This is a genomic window from Qipengyuania pelagi (genome assembly GCF_009827295.1).
GTDB lineage: Bacteria > Pseudomonadota > Alphaproteobacteria > Sphingomonadales > Sphingomonadaceae > Qipengyuania > Qipengyuania pelagi.
On sequence record NZ_WTYD01000003.1, the window covers coordinates 70468 to 86617 of the forward strand.

15 protein-coding genes, 1 tRNA gene and 2 pseudogenes are annotated in these 16150 nt (G+C 64.3%); 12 read left to right on the plus strand and 6 right to left on the minus strand.

Going from position 1 to position 16150, the window contains the following annotated elements:
* Positions 1 to 32 precede the first annotated feature (32 nt).
* Both GRI47_RS13805 and GRI47_RS13810 read left to right on the plus strand, forming a co-directional pair.
* Positions 33 to 1031 (plus strand): glycerophosphodiester phosphodiesterase family protein, encoded by a 999-nt coding sequence (locus GRI47_RS13805; RefSeq protein WP_160661956.1) that lies wholly within the window; start codon positions 33 to 35, stop codon positions 1029 to 1031.
* Complete coding sequence (locus GRI47_RS13810; RefSeq protein ID WP_160661957.1) at positions 1028 to 1411, plus strand: hypothetical protein; 384 nt, start codon at positions 1028 to 1030, stop codon at positions 1409 to 1411. Before GRI47_RS13805 ends, GRI47_RS13810 begins: the two co-directional genes overlap by 4 nt.
* Here the strand turns inward: GRI47_RS13810 and ubiG are convergent.
* Complete coding sequence (gene ubiG / locus GRI47_RS13815) at positions 1392 to 2150, minus strand: bifunctional 2-polyprenyl-6-hydroxyphenol methylase/3-demethylubiquinol 3-O-methyltransferase UbiG (RefSeq protein ID WP_160661958.1); 759 nt, start codon at positions 2148 to 2150, stop codon at positions 1392 to 1394. The two genes, GRI47_RS13810 and ubiG, sit on opposite strands and share 20 nt — an antisense overlap.
* Positions 2151 to 2202: 52 nt before the next feature.
* On the opposite strand from ubiG, the gene GRI47_RS13820 reads away from it, so the two are divergent.
* Both GRI47_RS13820 and purT read left to right on the plus strand, forming a co-directional pair.
* A complete protein-coding gene (locus tag GRI47_RS13820; RefSeq protein WP_160661959.1) occupies positions 2203 to 3486 on the plus strand; it encodes an aspartate kinase in 1284 nt (427 codons plus the stop codon).
* The gene (gene purT / locus GRI47_RS13825; RefSeq protein WP_160661960.1) at positions 3483 to 4646 is read left to right on the plus strand and encodes a formate-dependent phosphoribosylglycinamide formyltransferase; all 1164 of its coding nucleotides are present in this window, start codon (positions 3483 to 3485) and stop codon (positions 4644 to 4646) included. Before GRI47_RS13820 ends, purT begins: the two co-directional genes overlap by 4 nt.
* Before the next feature lie 29 nt (positions 4647 to 4675).
* Here the strand turns inward: purT and GRI47_RS13830 are convergent, their stop codons facing one another.
* Complete coding sequence (locus GRI47_RS13830; protein ID WP_160661961.1) at positions 4676 to 6487, minus strand: SLC13 family permease; 1812 nt, start codon at positions 6485 to 6487, stop codon at positions 4676 to 4678.
* Positions 6488 to 6594: 107 nt separating this feature from the next.
* Here GRI47_RS13830 and GRI47_RS13835 point away from each other — a divergent pair, with 107 nt between their 5' ends.
* The 4 genes from GRI47_RS13835 to GRI47_RS13850 all read left to right on the plus strand — a co-directional run bounded on the left by GRI47_RS13835 (position 6595) and on the right by GRI47_RS13850 (position 9320).
* Positions 6595 to 7611, plus strand: a complete 1017-nt coding sequence (locus GRI47_RS13835) for an NAD(P)H-dependent flavin oxidoreductase (protein WP_160661962.1) — start codon at positions 6595 to 6597, stop codon at positions 7609 to 7611.
* 4 nt (positions 7612 to 7615) lie between these two features.
* Positions 7616 to 7936: a hypothetical protein gene (locus tag GRI47_RS13840; protein ID WP_160661963.1), complete on the plus strand. Its 321-nt coding sequence runs from the start codon at positions 7616 to 7618 to the stop codon at positions 7934 to 7936.
* A gap of 161 nt (positions 7937 to 8097) precedes the next feature.
* Complete coding sequence (locus tag GRI47_RS13845; protein ID WP_160661964.1) at positions 8098 to 8961, plus strand: dienelactone hydrolase family protein; 864 nt, start codon at positions 8098 to 8100, stop codon at positions 8959 to 8961.
* A 146-nt stretch (positions 8962 to 9107) separates the two neighbouring features.
* Complete coding sequence (locus GRI47_RS13850) at positions 9108 to 9320, plus strand: hypothetical protein (RefSeq protein WP_160661965.1); 213 nt, start codon at positions 9108 to 9110, stop codon at positions 9318 to 9320.
* A gap of 308 nt (positions 9321 to 9628) precedes the next feature.
* On the opposite strand, the gene GRI47_RS13855 is transcribed toward GRI47_RS13850, so the two are convergent.
* Both GRI47_RS13855 and GRI47_RS13860 read right to left on the minus strand, forming a co-directional pair.
* Positions 9629 to 10594 carry a complex I NDUFA9 subunit family protein gene (locus tag GRI47_RS13855; RefSeq protein WP_160661966.1) on the minus strand — a complete coding sequence of 322 codons (966 nt, stop codon included), beginning with the start codon at positions 10592 to 10594 and terminating at the stop codon, positions 9629 to 9631.
* A gap of 75 nt (positions 10595 to 10669) precedes the next feature.
* Entirely contained in the window at positions 10670 to 11287 is a 618-nt protein-coding gene (locus GRI47_RS13860) for a hypothetical protein (RefSeq protein WP_160661967.1), read from the minus strand.
* A 199-nt stretch (positions 11288 to 11486) separates the two neighbouring features.
* Between GRI47_RS13860 and GRI47_RS13865 the strand changes: the two genes are divergently transcribed.
* Together GRI47_RS13865 and GRI47_RS13870 are read left to right on the plus strand one after the other, a co-directional pair.
* Positions 11487 to 11573 (plus strand) — tRNA-Leu (locus GRI47_RS13865).
* 165 nt (positions 11574 to 11738) lie between these two features.
* Positions 11739 to 12962, plus strand: a complete 1224-nt coding sequence (locus GRI47_RS13870; RefSeq protein WP_160661968.1) for a tyrosine-type recombinase/integrase — start codon at positions 11739 to 11741, stop codon at positions 12960 to 12962.
* A gap of 136 nt (positions 12963 to 13098) precedes the next feature.
* Here the strand turns inward: GRI47_RS13870 and GRI47_RS13875 are convergent, their stop codons facing one another.
* Positions 13099 to 13293 (minus strand): DUF6961 family protein, encoded by a 195-nt coding sequence (locus GRI47_RS13875; RefSeq protein ID WP_160661969.1) that lies wholly within the window; start codon positions 13291 to 13293, stop codon positions 13099 to 13101.
* Positions 13284 to 13463: pseudogene (locus GRI47_RS15090) on the minus strand (thermonuclease family protein); the annotation flags it as partial. The pseudogene GRI47_RS15090 and the gene GRI47_RS13875, both read right to left, overlap by 10 nt.
* Between GRI47_RS15090 and GRI47_RS13885 the strand changes: the two are divergent.
* Both GRI47_RS13885 and GRI47_RS13890 read left to right on the plus strand, forming a co-directional pair.
* A pseudogene (locus GRI47_RS13885) lies at positions 13455 to 14678 on the plus strand (strawberry notch family protein); the annotation flags it as partial. The pseudogenes GRI47_RS15090 and GRI47_RS13885 sit on opposite strands and share 9 nt — an antisense overlap.
* Before the next feature lie 373 nt (positions 14679 to 15051).
* Positions 15052 to 16098 (plus strand): helix-turn-helix domain-containing protein, encoded by a 1047-nt coding sequence (locus tag GRI47_RS13890; RefSeq protein WP_228135327.1) that lies wholly within the window; start codon positions 15052 to 15054, stop codon positions 16096 to 16098.
* The last annotated feature ends 52 nt before the right edge of the window (positions 16099 to 16150 follow it).

The following is a 16150-nucleotide window of genomic DNA, read 5'->3' on the forward strand; positions in this document are numbered from 1 at the left end:
GACGGGCGATTGCCGTTCTGGCGGCTCTGGTCATGCTTATGATGGCGGGCGCGGCGCAGGCCGAGTTTCTCGTCATCGCCCATCGCGGCGCGAGCGGGGAGCGGCCCGAACACACGCTCGCCGCCTATGAGCGCGCGATCGACCAGGGGGCGGATTATATCGAACCCGACTTGGTCGCGACGAAGGATCTGGTGCTCGTCGCCCGGCACGAGAACGAATTGTCGGGCACGACCGATGTCGCGAGCCGCGAGGAGTTCGCCGATCGCCGCCGCACCAAGGAGGTGGACGGGCAGCGCGTGGCGGGCTGGTTCGCGGAGGATTTCACGCTCGCCGAATTGCGGACGCTGCGCGCGAAGGAGCGGATACCTTCGCTGCGCCCCGCGAATGCGCGTTTCGACGGGCTGTATCCGGTCCCGACCTTCGACGAGATCGTGGCGCTGGTCCGTGCCAAGGAGGCCGAGACCGGGCGGCGGATCGGCCTTTATCCCGAACTCAAGCACCCGACCTTCCTGCTCCAGAATGCGGGTATCGACATGGTCGACCTGATGGTGGCGGCTTTGCGCAAGCACGATCTCGACGATGCGGATGACAGGGTCTTCGTCCAGGTGTTCGAAGTCGAACCGCTGCGGCGGCTCGACCGGTTGGTAGAGACGCCGCTGGTTCAGCTCGTCGCGGCGCAAGGCGGTCCGGCGGATGCGCCCGCGATGCGCTATGCCGACATGATCGCGCCGAGCGGGCTGGCCGAAATCGCGACCTATGCCGACGCGATCGGCGCCGATCTGCGCGTCCTGTTGACGGAGAGCGGCGCGTCGACCGGGCTGACGCAGGCGGCCAAGGCGGCGGGCCTGGATGTCCACGCCTGGACCGTGCGCCGGGAAAACGCTTTCCTGCCAGTGCCATTGCGCTCCGCCGGAGGCGAGGGCGCGCCGGGCGATCTTGCGGGGCTGGTGGCTCTTCTCGAACAGGCGGGGGTCGATGGAGCATTCACCGACAACGTCATCGAAACCGTCAGGGCGGTGCGCGCCGAATGACGGGAAAGTCGGAGGAGGGTACGCACACCGCGCCGCGCCGCTGGGTACGCTGGCTGCTGTGGCTTCACGCGTTCCTGTGGGTCCTGTTCGCGCTCGGCATGATCGCAGTGGCGGTTCTGTCTCCAGAAGCGCTCGACAATCCTGTTTTCGTTCAGGTCCTGATCGCCTGCTCGCTCGCGGCCATCGGAGCTGCGGCGGCGGCGCGCTATCGCCTTTGGGGCGCAGGTCTAACGCTGTTCGGCGGCGTAGGCGTGGTGATCGCCTGGGTGCTCGGCGATAGCGGCGACCCCTATCGCTATTACGTGATGGGCGCACTCGCCCTGTTCGCGGTTCTGGTCGCGCTCGACCGGAGGGCCTTCGTCAGGCTCGGCGCGCGGTAACGATGTAGTTCAAGGCAAGATCGCTCGACAAATGCAGGCCCTTCGTGGCTGAGAAGGCGATGCCGCGCGGCTCGCCCATCTGAAGCCCGGCGGCGGCGAGCAATTGCTCCAGATCGTCCGGCGCGATGAAATCATCCCAATCATGTGTACCGCGCGGGATCAGCCCCGCAGTCTCGGCGGCGGTGACCATCAGCAGGCGCGATTTGGCGGTGCGGTTCGGCGTCGAGAGGATCAACAGCCCGTCATCCGCCAGGCTTTCCGCCAGCTGATGGACGAATGCGCCCTTGTCCGCGACATGCTCGATCACTTCGAGGCAGGTGACGCAATCGAACTGTCCGAGATCGAGCGCGCCCAATTCGCCCGCCATATAGCGGATGGCGAGCCCGCCCGCTTCGGCATGAAGCGCCGCCGCCGCGATGTTTTCGGGCGCGGCATCGACGCCGGTGACCTCCGCGCCCAATCGCGCCAGCGGTTCGCACAACAGCCCCGCGCCGCATCCGACATCGAGCGCGCTCTTGCCCGCGAGCGGCTTGCGCCCGCGCACATCGCCGCCCCAGTGCAGATCGACGGCCTCGCGCACGAAGCCCAGCCGCACCGGATTGAGCTTGTGCAGCATGGCGCTCGACCCCTTCGGGTCCCACCAATCCTTGGCCAGGCGGCCGAAATGCGCGGCCTCGTCGGGGCGTATTGTTTGGCCGCCGGTAGGAATCGTTTTCGAGACCGGGATTGCATCGTTCATGCCGCCTGCCGTAACAGCCCCGCGAAACGGTTTCCAGCGGGAGGCGCAGGGCTTGGCTCGCATCGTGATGAAATTCGGCGGCACCTCGATGGCGGGGACGGAGCGCATACGGCGCGTCGCCCAGATCGTGCGCCGTCAGGCGATGAACGGAAACGAAGTCGCCGTGATCGTGTCGGCGATGGCGGGAGAGACCGACCGGCTGGTCAATTTCTGCCGCGAGGCGAACGCGCTCTACGACCCTGCGGAATACGACGTGGTGGTCGCCAGCGGGGAGCAGGTGACGAGCGGACTGCTCGCGCTGACGCTGCAATCGGTCGGTTGCAAGGCGCGTAGCTGGCTCGGCTGGCAATTGCCGGTCCGCACGATCGAATCCCACGCCAAGGCCCGGATCGACGATATTGACGGCGATGCGCTGATCGCCGCGATGCGGGCGGGCGAGATCGCGGTGATCCCCGGTTTCCAGGGAGTGTCGGACGACAACCGGATCACCACGCTAGGCCGCGGCGGATCGGACACCTCGGCGGTGGCGGTGGCGGCAGCGATCGGGGCGGATCGCTGCGACATCTATACCGATGTCGACGGGGTCTACACCACCGATCCGCGCATCGTCGCCCGCGCGCGCAAGTTGAAGGCGGTTACGTATGAGGAAATGCTGGAACTGGCGTCAGTCGGCGCCAAGGTCCTGCAGACCCGCTCGGTCGGGCTGGCGATGAAGGAAGGGGTGCGCGTCCAGGTGCTTTCCAGCTTCGTCGACGACGATGCGACCCCGGCTGACGAATATCCCGGCACGATGATCGTGTCCGAGGAAGAAATGAACGAACTGGTGGAGAAGGGCGAAATGGAACGCCAGCACGTGACCGGCATCGCGCACGACAAGAACGAGGCCAAGATCATCCTCACCCGCGTGCCGGACAAGCCCGGCGCGGTGGCGCATATCTTCGATCCGCTGGCCAAGGCCGCGATCAATGTCGACATGATTATCCAGAATGTCGGCCGCGACAAGGGCGAGACCGACGTGACCTTCACCGTCCCCATGGCCGACCTCGCGCGGGCGCAGGCGCTGCTGGAGGACAAGCGCAGCGAAATCGGTTTCAACCGCATCATCACCGACAGCCATATCGCCAAGATCAGCGTCGTCGGCGTGGGGATGAAGAGCCATGCGGGCGTCGCGGCGACCATGTTCCGTTCGCTCGCCGATCGCGGCATCAACATCCAGGCGATCACCACCTCCGAGATCAAGGTCAGCGTGATGATCGACGAGGACGAGACCGAGCTCGCGGTGCGCGTCCTCCACACCGCCTACGGGCTCGATGCAATGGACGAGCCCGCCGCATGAGCCACACCGCCACGATCCTGCTGCTCGGGTCGGGCGAGCTGGGGCGCGAATTCGTGATCTCGGCCAAACGGCTGGGGGCCTATGTGGTGGCCTGCGATGCCTACGACAACGCGCCCGCCATGCAGGTTTCCGATGCGCGCGAAGTGTTCTCGATGCTCGATGCGGAGGCGCTGCGCCGCGCGGTCGAGACGCACCGGCCCGACTATATCGTGCCCGAGATCGAGGCGATCCGTACCGAAGTGCTGGCTGAGCTGGAGCAGGAAGGCTTCACCGTGGTCCCGAGCGCGCGCGCCGCGCAGCTGACCATGAACCGCGATGCGATCCGCGATCTGGCGGCGCACGATCTGGGGCTGACGACCAGCGCCTATCGCTACGCCAAGAACCTCGAGGAAGTGCGCGCCGCTGCCGCCCATACCGGGTTCCCCTGCGTGGTGAAGCCGGTCATGTCCTCATCCGGCAAGGGCCAGACCACGGTCAGGGACGAGGCTGGGCTGGAAGCGGCCTGGGACTATGCCGTCGCCAATATGCGGGGCGATCGCAGCCGCGTCATCGTCGAGCAGTTCGTCGCCTTCGATTACGAGATCACGCTGCTGACCGTGCGCCACAAAGGCGGCGTGACGTTCTGCCCGCCGATCGGCCACCGCCAGGAACGCGGCGATTATCAGGAAAGCTGGCAGCCGATCGCGATGAGCGAGGCGGCGCTGGCGAGTGCGCAGGACATGGCGCGCACGATCGTCGACGATCTGGGCGGATACGGCCTGTTCGGCGTCGAATTCTTCGTGAAGGGCGAGGAGGTCATCTTCTCCGAATTGAGCCCGCGCCCGCACGATACCGGCATGGTGACGCTGGTCAGCCAGAACCTCACCGAGTTCGACCTCCACGCCCGCGCGGTGATGGGCCTTCCGGTCCCGGCCGAACTCCGCGCGCGGCCCGCTGCCAGCGCGGTGATCCTGGCCGAGCGCGACAGCGAGAGCCTGTCCTACGAGGGGCTTGCCGAGGCGCTGGCCGAACCGGGCACCGATCTCAGGATCTTCGGCAAGCCGACGAGCCGCCCCTATCGCCGCATGGGCGTGGCGCTGGCGACGGCGGGAGACACCGATACCGCGCGCGCCCATGCCCGCGCCGCGGCGGACAAGGTGCGGATCGTTTACGGCGACTGATCCGGGTCGCCTGTTCTTTCAGGCGGACCTCAGCCGAAAAACAGGTCGATGGCGAAACACGTCGCCACGCCGACCACGATGTTCATCGGCACCCCGATCTTGAGGAAGTCGGCAAAGCGGTAATTCGCCGCGCCATAGACCAGCGTATTGGTCTGGTATCCGATCGGCGTGGCGAAGCTGGCGCTGGCCCCGAACATCACCGCCACCACCATTTCGCGCGGATCGGCACCGATCGCCTGCGCCAGCCCGATCGCGATCGGCGTCAGGATCACGGCGACCGCATTGTTCGTAACGCTTTCGGTCAGCACGCTGGTCAGCGCATAGACGGCCAGCAGGATCAGCACGGGCGAGGATGCGGTGAAGAGCGGCCCGGCCCAGCGCACGATCAGATCGACCGTGCCCGCATTCTCCAGCGCCGTTCCGAAGGCCAGCATCCCGAAGATCAGCACCAGCGTATTGCCATCGATGGCGCTCCAGGCCTCCTCCGGTTCAAGGCAGCGGGTCGCCAGGACCACGCCCGCGCCGAGCAGCGCCAGCGCCTGGATCGGCAGGGCGAACACCGCCGCCACGATCACGACCGCCGCCAGAGTCGCGATGGCGATCGGGGCGCGGGTCCGGCGGAAGGCGCGCGCGGGCGTCTCCGTAACGGTGCCGAGCAGGACATTGCTCTGGAGCGATTGCGCCGCATCCGCACCCGCCGCGATAAGCAGGCGGTCGCCCGCGCGGACCCGCACCTCGGCGAGTTCCGGTCCCGCGACATGGCGGGGCCGCGACAGGCCGAGCACGCGCACGCGCAGCTTGGAGAGGAGCGGAATGTCGGCAAGCCTGCGACCCACGATCGGATGCGCCGAAGACACCACCGCCTCGACCAGCGTGAGGTCGCGCGGGCGTTCGGGCCCTGCGGTGACCACGCCGCCGCCCACGCCCGTCAGCCCGGTGCGGAAATCGTGTGCTTCCGCCAGCGAGGCGAGTTCGGCCGGGCTGGAGGAGACCACCAATTGGTCGCCCGCGGCAAGGACATGCGCTTCGATATTGCCGCGCAGGATTTCGCCCCCGCGCTTCACGCCGAGGATGCGCACGCCGGGGCGGCGCGACAGCGCGATCTGCCCGATGGGCTGACCGGCCAGCTCGCTGTCGGGGACCAGGCCGAGATGGGAGAGATAGACGTCGCTTTCGGCGGCGTCGTCGAGCGCGCGGGCCTGGCGATCGGGCAGGAGACGCGGCCCCACCAGCACGAGATAGAGCGTGCCAGCGAGCGCCGCCCACAGCCCGACGCCCGTGATTTCGAACATGGTGAAGGGTTCGAGCCCCTGCTCGCGCGCCACCCCGTCGACAAGGAGATTGGTCGATGTCCCGATCAGCGTCAGCGTCCCTCCCAGAATCGAGAGATAGGACAGCGGGATCAGCAATCGCGTCGCCGCGACGCCCACCGCCTTCGACAGGCGCTTGACGATCGGGATCATCACGAGGACGACCGGGGTGTTGTTCATGAAGGCGGAGGCCACCATCGTGCCCGCCCCGATCTCTGCCACCGCCAGCCTCGGCTTGCGCCGGGTGCGCCGGATGACCCAGCCCGACACTTCTTCCAGTGCCCCCGTCCTCAGCAATGCGCCCGACAGGACGAACATCGCCGCGATCGTGATCGGAGCCGGGTTCGAGAACACCGCCAGCAATTCGTCAACCGACAGGAAGCCCAGCAGCAGCATGGCCAGCGCGAAGGACACGGCCAGCACGACCGGCGGCAGCCGCTCCATCGCGAAGGCGACGAAGAGGATAACCAGCATGGCCAGCCCGATCTCGGGACGATAGGCGATGAGCGATTCGGGAAGGAGCGTGGGCATCGGTTCGCGACAGCTATCGCAAATCGCGGGCCGGGGAAGCGTTTTCGCGTATCGGCGGGGAACGGACTTTCTTGCCCGATCGCGGGTCAGCGCCTAATCGCGGGCCCATGAACGAATTTCCTAAGACGGCCGACCTCATGCGGCGCGGCACCGATTTCCTTGGCAGCGAAACGGCGATCCTGTGCGGCGCGATGAGCTGGGTGTCCGAGCGAAACCTGGTTTCCGCGATCTCCAATGCGGGCGGATTCGGCGTGATCGCCTGCGGTGCGATGACGCCCGACCTCCTCGACGCCGAAATCGCGGCGACCAGGGCGCTGACCGACAGGCCCTTCGGCGTGAACCTTATCACCATGCATCCGCAACTCTTCGACCTGATCGCGGTGTGCGAACGCCATGGGGTGAGCCATGTCGTCCTTGCGGGCGGCATTCCGCCCAAGGGCAGCGTCGAGGCGATCAAGGGCGGCAAGAACCCGGCCAAGGTGATCTGCTTCGCGCCGACACTGGCGCTCGCGAAGAAGCTGTTGCGGTCCGGCGCCGATGCGCTCGTGATCGAGGGGATGGAGGCGGGCGGCCATATCGGCCCGGTTTCGACCAGCGTGCTGGCGCAGGAGATGCTGCCCGAACTGAGCGCGGATCATCTGATCTTCGTTGCCGGCGGGATCGGGCGCGGCGAGACGATCGCGGGCTATCTCGAAATGGGCGCGGCGGGCGTTCAGCTCGGCACGCGCTTCGCCTGCGCTGTCGAGAGCATCGCGCATCCCGATTTCAAGAAGGCGTTCTTTCGCGCCAGCGCGCGCGATGCGGTCGCCAGCGTTCAGGTCGATGCGCGCCTGCCGGTGATCCCGGTCCGCGCGCTCAAGAACAAGGGCACCGAGGCGTTCACCGCCAAGCAACGCGAGGTCGCCGATATCCTCGATCGCGAGGAGGTCGCGATGGCGGAGGCGCAGTTGCAGATCGAACATTACTGGGCAGGCGCCCTGCGCCGCGCGGTGATCGATGGCGATGTCGAAAATGGCAGCCTGATGGCAGGCCAGTCGGTCGGGATGCTGAAGGAAGAAGAGCCGGTGGCCGATATCGTCGCGAAACTCATGACGCAGAGCGAGGAGGCGCTCGCGCGCCGCTGAGATCGTGCTGGGCCGTCTTGCCGTCGATGTCGCGATCTATCGCGACCGGGTGCAGGTCACCGAACGCAAGAGCGGCTTTTTCGTCGACAAGCGCGCCGACCTTCCGTTCTCGACCGACGAGCGGCTGATCGCCGATGCCGCGCGCTTCGAACATGCGCTGTCCCATGCCCTGCGCCAGATCCTCAGGAATGGCGGCTATATGCTCTACAAGCCGAGCGCCCTGGTCGGCCCGACCGACCCGCCATTGAGCCCCGAAGACCGCGATCTGGTCCGCAAGGTGCTGCGCGATACCGGCTTCCGCGAGATCGAATTCCGGGACGAGTAACGAAAAACGGGCCGGAGAGGACATCTCCGACCCGCAAGGTCCGGTGCCCATGCAGAGAGGGGACGAGGGGCCGGGAACAATCGCCTCGCTGCGAGATACCCTCACTGAGGAAAACGCCGGGTTTCGCGAACAGCGGCGTGGAGAGGAAGGGAGTCCCGATCATGTGCGATTCAGAGATGATGAAGAAATGGGCCGAGGGGGCGATGACCCGCCGCCGGTTCGGCCAGGTCGCTGCCGCCTCGGGGCTCGCCTTCGGGGCGGCCGGGTGCGCGACGATGGCGATGCCTTCCCAATCGGGCCGCGACGTCTCTTTCGCGACGCCGGACGGTACGCTCGACGGCTGGTTCGTCGCTCCGTCCGGCGCGAAGCGTCCGGGAGTCGTATTCTGGCCCGATATTGCAGGTTTGCGGCCGGCAAATAAGGCGATGGCCTCGCGTCTCGCGAGCGAAGGGCACGCGGTGCTCGTCATCAATCCCTATTATCGCGACGTATCCGGTCAGCAATTCGAGGATTTCGCCGAGTTCGCGGCGAGTGATGGGTTCCAGAAGGTCCGCCCGTGGCGCGAGAAGCTGACCGCAGATGCAATCATGCGCGATGCCAAGGCCGCGATCGCCTGGCTCGATACGCAGAGCGAGGTCGATACCGAGCGCGGGATCGGAACGCAGGGCTACTGCATGGGCGGACCCTTCACCTTCTGGACCGCGGCGGCTGTGCCTGCCCGCGTGCGCGCGGCGGCAAGCTTCCATGGCGGCGGCCTGGTGCGAGACGGGGCGAGCAGCCCGCATCGCATGGTCGACGAAAGCCAGGCAGGCTATCTCGTCGCGATCGCACAGGACGACGATGCGAAGGACCCCGCGGCGACCGCGACCCTGCGCGAGACATTCGCCGCCATCGACAATCCGGCCGAGATCGAGGTCTATGCCGGGGACCACGGATGGACCGTGCCCGATTCGCCCGCCTATGCGCCTCAAGCTGCCGAGCGTGCGTGGGAGCGTTTGCGCGCGCTCTATGCCCGGGAGTTGTAACTGGGCGGCGGATAGACCGACGACCTGTCAATTAGTGTTGCTTGTATGCCGCTTCCTTGGTGTTTCGGATGGCAACGGGATATTTTACTTGAGTTCCGCGTCCAGTCGTTCATGCCTTGATGTGAAGAGTAATCTGGGAGTTTCAAATGCGTACGAATATCGTGACCCTCGGCCTCGCGGCCACCGCGCTTGTCGCGGCTCCTATCGCGGCTCAGGCTGCGGACCGTTCGGCTGCCCCGATCTCCGACGAGAGCGAGCTGGCTGGCGGTGCGAGCCAAATCCTCATCCTCGCCGTCGTTGCTGCTGCGATCTTCGCCGGCATCGAAATCTCGGGCGATGACGATCCCGTCAGCCCGTAAGATCGGTTACCGATCCAGGTTTTGGGAAAGGGCCGTGCGAAAGCGCGGCCCTTTTCTTTTACCCGCTAGATACGTTGGCAATTCGCCCTTCCGCGATCTCACAGGATGCGCCTCATCGGCAGAAATCGATCCTGAGACCAAGCCCACAGATCGCGAGCACAGACGGGATCGCGTTTATGTCAGCCAAGCGCCTGCGTTCGGCTGCTCGCAGATTCGGAGAAAATCAGTTTAGCCCAATAAGCGCCAGCCGAGACTGATTGCGACCAGCGGAAATGGCGCCGAACTGGCCCGCTCGGCAGTCTGCTGGCCTAGACTCCGCCCGAAGCCAACGCCCGATCGCCGAAGCGGCCATGCTTGCGATACCGGACCATCCACTTGTCGAGAAACAGCCCGATCGGTTTGGGCTCGATGCCCAGTTCCGCAAAGCCGGGGGCGTCGCTCGATGCGACATTGCCCTGTTTCAGCAATTCCCACTGATCGCTGCCCATCGGCGTGCCGGGAAGCGAGGCGAAGGCGCCTGCCACCGCATCGGGCATCGGGATGAAGCTGCGCGAACGGCGTTGCGCGTCCGCGATCCGCCGATTCAAGTCGAGCATCGTGACCTTTTCGGGCCCGCCCAGTTCGAACACCTTGCCGCCATGCGTGCCGGGCATTTCGAGCGCGACAGCGACCGCTTCGGCGACGTCATCGACATAGACGAGCTGCAATTCCTTGTCGGGTCCGAACACCGGCAGGACCGGCATCCACCGGATCATCTGCGCGAACATGGTGGTGAAATCGTCGTCCTTCCCGAACATGAGGGAAGGGCGCAGGATCGTGGCATTCGGGAATGCCTCACGCACCAGATCCTCGCCGAGATGCTTCGCCTCTGCGTAGGCGATCTCGGTCTCCTCTTCCTCGGGCAGGCGCGCGATCGCGCTGACCTGGACGAAGGCCTCGGCGCCATTCGCGGCGGCGGCCTCGGCCATCCATCCGGCGCTGACGCCCATCAACTGCTTCAGATTGCCATCGAAGCTCCCGATGAGATTGACCACCGCGTCGGCGCCCTCAATCGCCTGTTCGACGCTGCGCCGGTCGGTCGCATCGCAGCGCGCGAACTGCAGCTGGCCGAGATTGGCGAGCGGCTTGAGCTTATAGGCGCGTTCCGGGTGGCGGCTGGCGACGCGCAGCCGCGCCCCGCGATCCAGCAGGGCCTGGGCAACGTAATTGCCGAGAAAGCCGCTGCCGCCCATCAGCGTAACCAGTTTGCCGTTCAACGCGCTGCTCTTCGCCATGGCGGGGTCGTATTCCTCTATTGGTCTTAAAACGCCTTCAGGCCCTAGCGCCGCAGAGGCCGGGCGAGCAAGGCGTCAATTGCCGCACGTCCATGTCCCCGAACTGCGGGTGGAGAGGGGCGTGCCCTCGTACGCGATCGTAAGAGTGGCAGGCCAGGAGCGGGTTTCGCTCTCGGACGCCGGACTCTCGCTATCTTGGTCAGACGCGCTTTGATCGCCCGCCTGGTCGTTCTGCGCCTCGCCACGGACGATCTGCGCGACCAGATCGCCTTCCGAAGTGTATCGGCCACCCTCTTCCATTTGTGCTGCCGCTCCGGCCGATTCGGCCGTGAACAGCACCGGCTCGCCGCTCACGCGGGCAACGCCACGGGCATTGGCCGAAGGGTCGTCGAAAGCGACGGTCTGGAACAGCATCCGGTCGCTATCGGAGGTGAAATCGCAGGTCCCGACATTCGCGGTGCCGAGCAAGGCCCCGTCCGCGCGGGTCACCACGGAGAGCAGGGGATCGGTGCGCCCTTCATCGATGACACTCCCATCCGAGCCCAACTCGTCCGCATCGCCTGTGACCTCGGCAAGCGGTATCTCGTCGGCGCGCGAGCGGTCCGGGATCGGTTCGGCACACGCCGCCATCGCCAGAAGGGGTGCTGCGAGCAGAAGGGAAGAGCGGGCGGGGTGCGGGATCGGGATAGCCATATCGAGCGCAACGTGCCGAAGCCGCCACGGTTTCGCAATTCCCATCTTGGCTGACTTGCCTGATAAGAGGGGGCGGATGGGAATTTCCGGCCTTCGTTCGGCTGGCCGAGCGATTACCGTTGACAAGCCCCTCACCCGCCGGGTAGTGGCGCGCGCCTACCAGGACCCCGGACCACGATGACCGGCGGCTCCTAACCGTGCCCAGATGGCGGAATTGGTAGACGCACCGTCTTCAGGTGGCGGCGCTCGCAAGGGCGTGGAGGTTCGAGTCCTCTTCTGGGCACCATTTGTTCTTCTCACGTTCTCCCAAATAATCTATAAAACCCGCAGAAATCCTAGGGATTTGGCCCTTGGATCGTTCCGGATCGTCCCGCCTGTTCTCGGGGGTTCCAGACACTTTTGTGGGCCTTTTGAGGCCGTTTCGCAAAGGCCCAGATGAAAAGGCCCCCACATGCCGCTGACAGATACTCGCCTCCGCGCACTCAAGCCCAAAGATAAGCCGTACAAGGTAACCGATGAGCGAGGCCTATATGTTGAGGTCACGCCGACCGGCAGCAAGCTTTGGCGATTCCGATACCGGATCGGCGGTGCGCAAAAGAAGCTCTGCATCGGCAGCTATCCCGAAATCAGCCTCAAGCAAGCGCGAGACGTGGCCTACGAGGCACGACGAGCTGTTGCTTCTGGCGGCGACCCGGCCTTTGAGAAGCGGAAGCGGAAAATTCGCGCCGAGTTCCTTTCTGCACAGACGTTCGAGGCAGTCGCACGTGAGTATATTGAACAGATGATGGTCCAGAATGGCCGTGCCGATGGCACGATCGTCAAGGCCAATTATTTCCTCGACAAGCTTGCGCCTGCCATCGGGAACAGACCCATCAACGAGATCGAGCCGTTCGAAGTCCTGGCTCCTCTCAAACGACTGGAAGCCACTGGTAAGCACGAGACTGCGAAGAAATGCCGCTCGTTCGCAGGCCGCGTGTTTCGCTACGGTGTCGCTACTACCCGCTGCAAATCCGATCCGACCAGTATGCTGAAGGGTGCTCTCGTAACGCCGAGAGCCACGCATTATGCAGCCATCCTCGAGCCCACCGAGTTAGGCGGGCTGCTGCGCGCAATCGACGACTTCACTGGCTACATGGTGACGAAGTTAGCTTTGCAGATCGCGCCGCATGTGTTCGTGCGCCCCGGCGAACTCCGGCACGCCGAATGGCATGAGATCGACCTTGTCGATGGGGTCTGGAAAATCCCTGCCGGTAAAATGAAAGCGCGTCGAGCGCATGCTGTCCCGCTTTCCAAGCAGGTTAGAGGCTATCTTACTGATCTGGCCGAGATGCTCGGCCGCGAAGGTTATGTCTTCCCGTCTGCGCGCAGCTCCAAGCGTCCCATGAGTGAAAACACGCTCAATGCCGCATTCCGTCGCATGGGATATTCGAAGGAAGAAGTCACCGCGCACGGACTCCGGGCGACAGCATCGACATTCCTGAACGAGTCGGGACTTTGGAATCCGGATGCAATCGAGCGTGCCCTGGCACATGGCGACACCAATGTTGTGCGTGGCATCTACCATCGCGGCAAGCATTGGGACGAGCGCGTGCGGATGGCTCAATGGTGGAGCGACTACCTCGATGAGCTCCGGACTGGAGGAAAGGTCATCATGGGAAAGTTTGCGAAGGGTTGATCGGGAGATCGAATTTCTTCTCAGCCATTGCAGGATTGAAGGCTCAGGACCAGCCCTATCAGGAACACTGACGCGAGCAAGGCGAACTCAATTCTGATGCCCCAGACCCTAAGCCACTTCCGCATCGTGCCGAGCCTCAGTTCGTAGAGCTTTGGCAGCTAAGCTGATCGAACCGTTCAGCAACAGTCTTCCACGTTGCTATGCCAGCCTCGTCCCCTTCGTTGGATAGCCGCTGGATTTGCTGCGCGATATACGCGATTCCCTCTTCGCCATGGTTCTTTTCGACCCAGAGCGCGACGGCCCACAATTCGTGATCGCGGTTCAGCACCATGGTTCACGTCTCCCGGTCCAGGTTCGCGCCAGGCCTTCGCTGACCAGCTGATCGCCAAGCGAGCGGCCGCCGCGCGTTACAACCCGCAATTTGCGACCGTACTGATCCTCGTCTCTGCTACCGATGGTCCTCAGTTCAAAGGGCCCGCCATTCAGTAATTCGACAAGGCGGTGCTCGAAGATGCACGTCGCGACTGGGAAGCGCTTGGCGGGCTGCCGCTCGATCTCCAGCCGCTCTTGCGCTGGAAACTCGGCCAGCCCGTAACGATGTCCGAAGGCATTCTCTTCGTCACCTATCCGACGCTGCGCTCGGGCCGCGCCGAGGATACGCGGCTCGACCAGATCCTTGCCTGGGCGGGCGAGAATTTCGATGGCGTGATCGCTTTTGACGAAGCCCACGCCATGGCCAATGCGCTCGGGGGCTCTTCAATCCGCGGCAAGGTCAAGGGCTCCGAACAAGGGATGGCGGGCCTCAGGCTGCAGAACAATCTCCCGCGCGCCCGCGTGCTCTACGCGTCTGCCACCGGCGCCTCGGACATTGCCAACCTCGGTTACACCTCCCGGCTTGGCCTGTGGGGACCCGAGACCGCTTTCCCGACCCACGAGGCGTTCATGACCGAGATCCGCGCTGGCGGCGTCGCGGCGATGGAGCTCGTCGCCCGTGATCTCAAGGCCCAGGGCCTCTATCTTGCCCGTGCGCTGTCCTTTGCAGGGGTCGAGTACGAGATCCTCGAACACAGCCTGACCGAAGCACAGGTGCGGATCTACGACGCCTATGCCGATGCCTGGGCGATCATTCACCGCAATCTCGAAGCGGCGCTCGAAGCAACCCGCGTGGTCGACGAGGACAGCGGCGATACGCTCAATCGCAATGCCAAGGCGGCAGCGCATTCGATCTTCGAAGGCACCAAGCAGCGGTTCTTTGCCCAGCTCCTGCTCTCGATGAAGCTGCCGAGCCTGATCCCGGCGATGGAAGCAGCTCTTGGCGAAGAGCATTCGGTTGTCGTGCAGCTGGTCTCGACCGCCGAGGCCATGCTCGACCGGCGCCTTGCCGACCTTACCGTGGAAGAACGCGAAGCTCTCGATATCGATCTGTCCCCGCGTGAATACGTCAAGGCCCGCACGCTCGAAGCACTCGACACCGCCGGCGGTCCTGAACTGGTCAGTCGCTATGCTGCATCGAAGAAGGCCGAACTGGCGAGTGCAGCCGAGCGCATCTTCTCCGGCAATTTCATCGGCGAGGCCGACGTCAAGGAGCGGGCGCAGGCTTGGGTTCCGCCGATCATGCGTTTCGCCAGTGCCGAGGAAGTCCAATTGACCGACCACGAAGGAGACGAGGCGGTCAACGCAGAAGAATCTGACGAGATTGCCGAGCAGGCTGCCTGACCCCTCCTGACAGGTCCAGGTCACTCGGCGGGCGGTCCGTCCCTTTCGGGACGGGCCGCCTTTTCAATGTCAAATTTGGGGCCGCTAGCCGTCGGTCCGCTTTTGACTGGCTTACGTTTGAAAGCTGCCGAAAGCGTTATAGTGCAAATCGGCCCAACGTTTGCCGGTCTGGAAAACGCCCTAAAACCGGTCATTCGAGTGACTGAGATTTTCGCCTGAGAACTACTATTAGTTTACCGTAGACTCCATTGGTGCCTTACGATCTGATCGAGGCGGTTTGAAAGATCGCGCCGTGTTTTAACCGCTGTTGGCTTGGGTGCCGGTATTCATCATGGCGTAGCAAGGCGGCGACCGCGCTTGAGAAGAATGCGACGTGGCGCTCGACCTTGATCTTGTTTGCAGGTTGCAGCCTTGCCTGAGCGACACCCTCGAGAAATTAGCGATTTTCGATGAATTGCGGTATCGGGGCACGATGACGGAACGGCATGAAGCAATTGTCGAAGAGGTTTTGCAATCCTCATCCAGTGCCGCGCATTCTCTTGTCGCGGCGAGCTGGTGTCGTTCCGGCCTAAGGCATGGTCTCGATGCCGGGGCCAATCGCGCATCGGAACTCGTGTCCGGTAGCGACCTCACCCAACGACGGCAGCGCCATGAGTTGATGCTGGACGTCGCGCGGCCACTTCTCGACCAGTTGTTCCAGGCCGTTTCCGCTACCGGCTGTGCCGTGATGCTGTCCGATAATAACGGCGTCGTGCTGGAAGCGCGCAGCCTGGCTGGCGATCGCGAACTCTTTGAGCGAGTTGGTCTGACCCCCGGCGGGGTATGGAGCGAGAGCCGGGAAGGCACCAATGGTATCGGCACATGCCTGATCGAGGGTCGGCCCGTCACGATCCACCGCAACGAACATTTCGCCAGTCGCAACATTGGTATCAGCTGCATGGATGCGCCAGTGCGCGATGCGACCGGCCAGCTTGTCGGCGCGCTCGATATTTCGAATTGTCGCGACGATCACAGCGCCGCGATGGGGATATTGGTGCAGAAGATTGTTCAGGACGCAGCGCGCCGGATCGAAAGTGGCATCTTTCGCAAACACTTCGCCGCGCATCGGATCGTCGATGCCAATCTGGCGGGCGGAGATGCAGCCCTGCTGGCCGTGGATCAGGACGACCTGGTCATTGGTGCAACCTTTGCCGCCAGGCACCGCTTCGGGCTGACCGACGCTTGCCTGGAAGCGCGCCGCACGGCTTCCGATATTCTCGGTAGTGAAGCAGCCCCGTCCCTCCACGACTCGGAACGGGCCGTGTTACGAAGAGCATTGGCGCAGGCCGGTGGCAACGCCACGCAGGCAGCAAAAGATCTCGGAATAGGGCGTGCGACGCTTTATCGGCGGATGGAAAAGGTTGGCTTGCAGCGCAGCTGACACATACACCGACCTAAGTGTCTCGATAGTGAGACAGTCTGCCCATGCAATT

What these genes read in the sequence shown, in the direction of transcription:
- GRI47_RS13805 (WP_160661956.1), top strand. Translation starts at nt 33, where the DNA reads ATGCTTATGATGGCGGGCGCGGCGCAGGCCGAGTTTCTCGTCATCGCC.
- GRI47_RS13810 (WP_160661957.1), top strand. Translation starts at nt 1,028, where the DNA reads ATGACGGGAAAGTCGGAGGAGGGTACGCACACCGCGCCGCGCCGCTGG.
- ubiG (WP_160661958.1), bottom strand. Translation starts at nt 2,150, where the DNA reads ATGAACGATGCAATCCCGGTCTCGAAAACGATTCCTACCGGCGGCCAA.
- purT (WP_160661960.1), top strand. Translation starts at nt 3,483, where the DNA reads ATGAGCCACACCGCCACGATCCTGCTGCTCGGGTCGGGCGAGCTGGGG.
- GRI47_RS13830 (WP_160661961.1), bottom strand. Translation starts at nt 6,487, where the DNA reads ATGCCCACGCTCCTTCCCGAATCGCTCATCGCCTATCGTCCCGAGATC.
- GRI47_RS13835 (WP_160661962.1), top strand. Translation starts at nt 6,595, where the DNA reads ATGAACGAATTTCCTAAGACGGCCGACCTCATGCGGCGCGGCACCGAT.
- GRI47_RS13845 (WP_160661964.1), top strand. Translation starts at nt 8,098, where the DNA reads ATGTGCGATTCAGAGATGATGAAGAAATGGGCCGAGGGGGCGATGACC.
- GRI47_RS13850 (WP_160661965.1), top strand. Translation starts at nt 9,108, where the DNA reads ATGCGTACGAATATCGTGACCCTCGGCCTCGCGGCCACCGCGCTTGTC.
- GRI47_RS13855 (WP_160661966.1), bottom strand. Translation starts at nt 10,594, where the DNA reads ATGGCGAAGAGCAGCGCGTTGAACGGCAAACTGGTTACGCTGATGGGC.
- GRI47_RS13860 (WP_160661967.1), bottom strand. Translation starts at nt 11,287, where the DNA reads ATGGCTATCCCGATCCCGCACCCCGCCCGCTCTTCCCTTCTGCTCGCA.
- GRI47_RS13870 (WP_160661968.1), top strand. Translation starts at nt 11,739, where the DNA reads ATGCCGCTGACAGATACTCGCCTCCGCGCACTCAAGCCCAAAGATAAG.
- GRI47_RS13875 (WP_160661969.1), bottom strand. Translation starts at nt 13,293, where the DNA reads ATGGTGCTGAACCGCGATCACGAATTGTGGGCCGTCGCGCTCTGGGTC.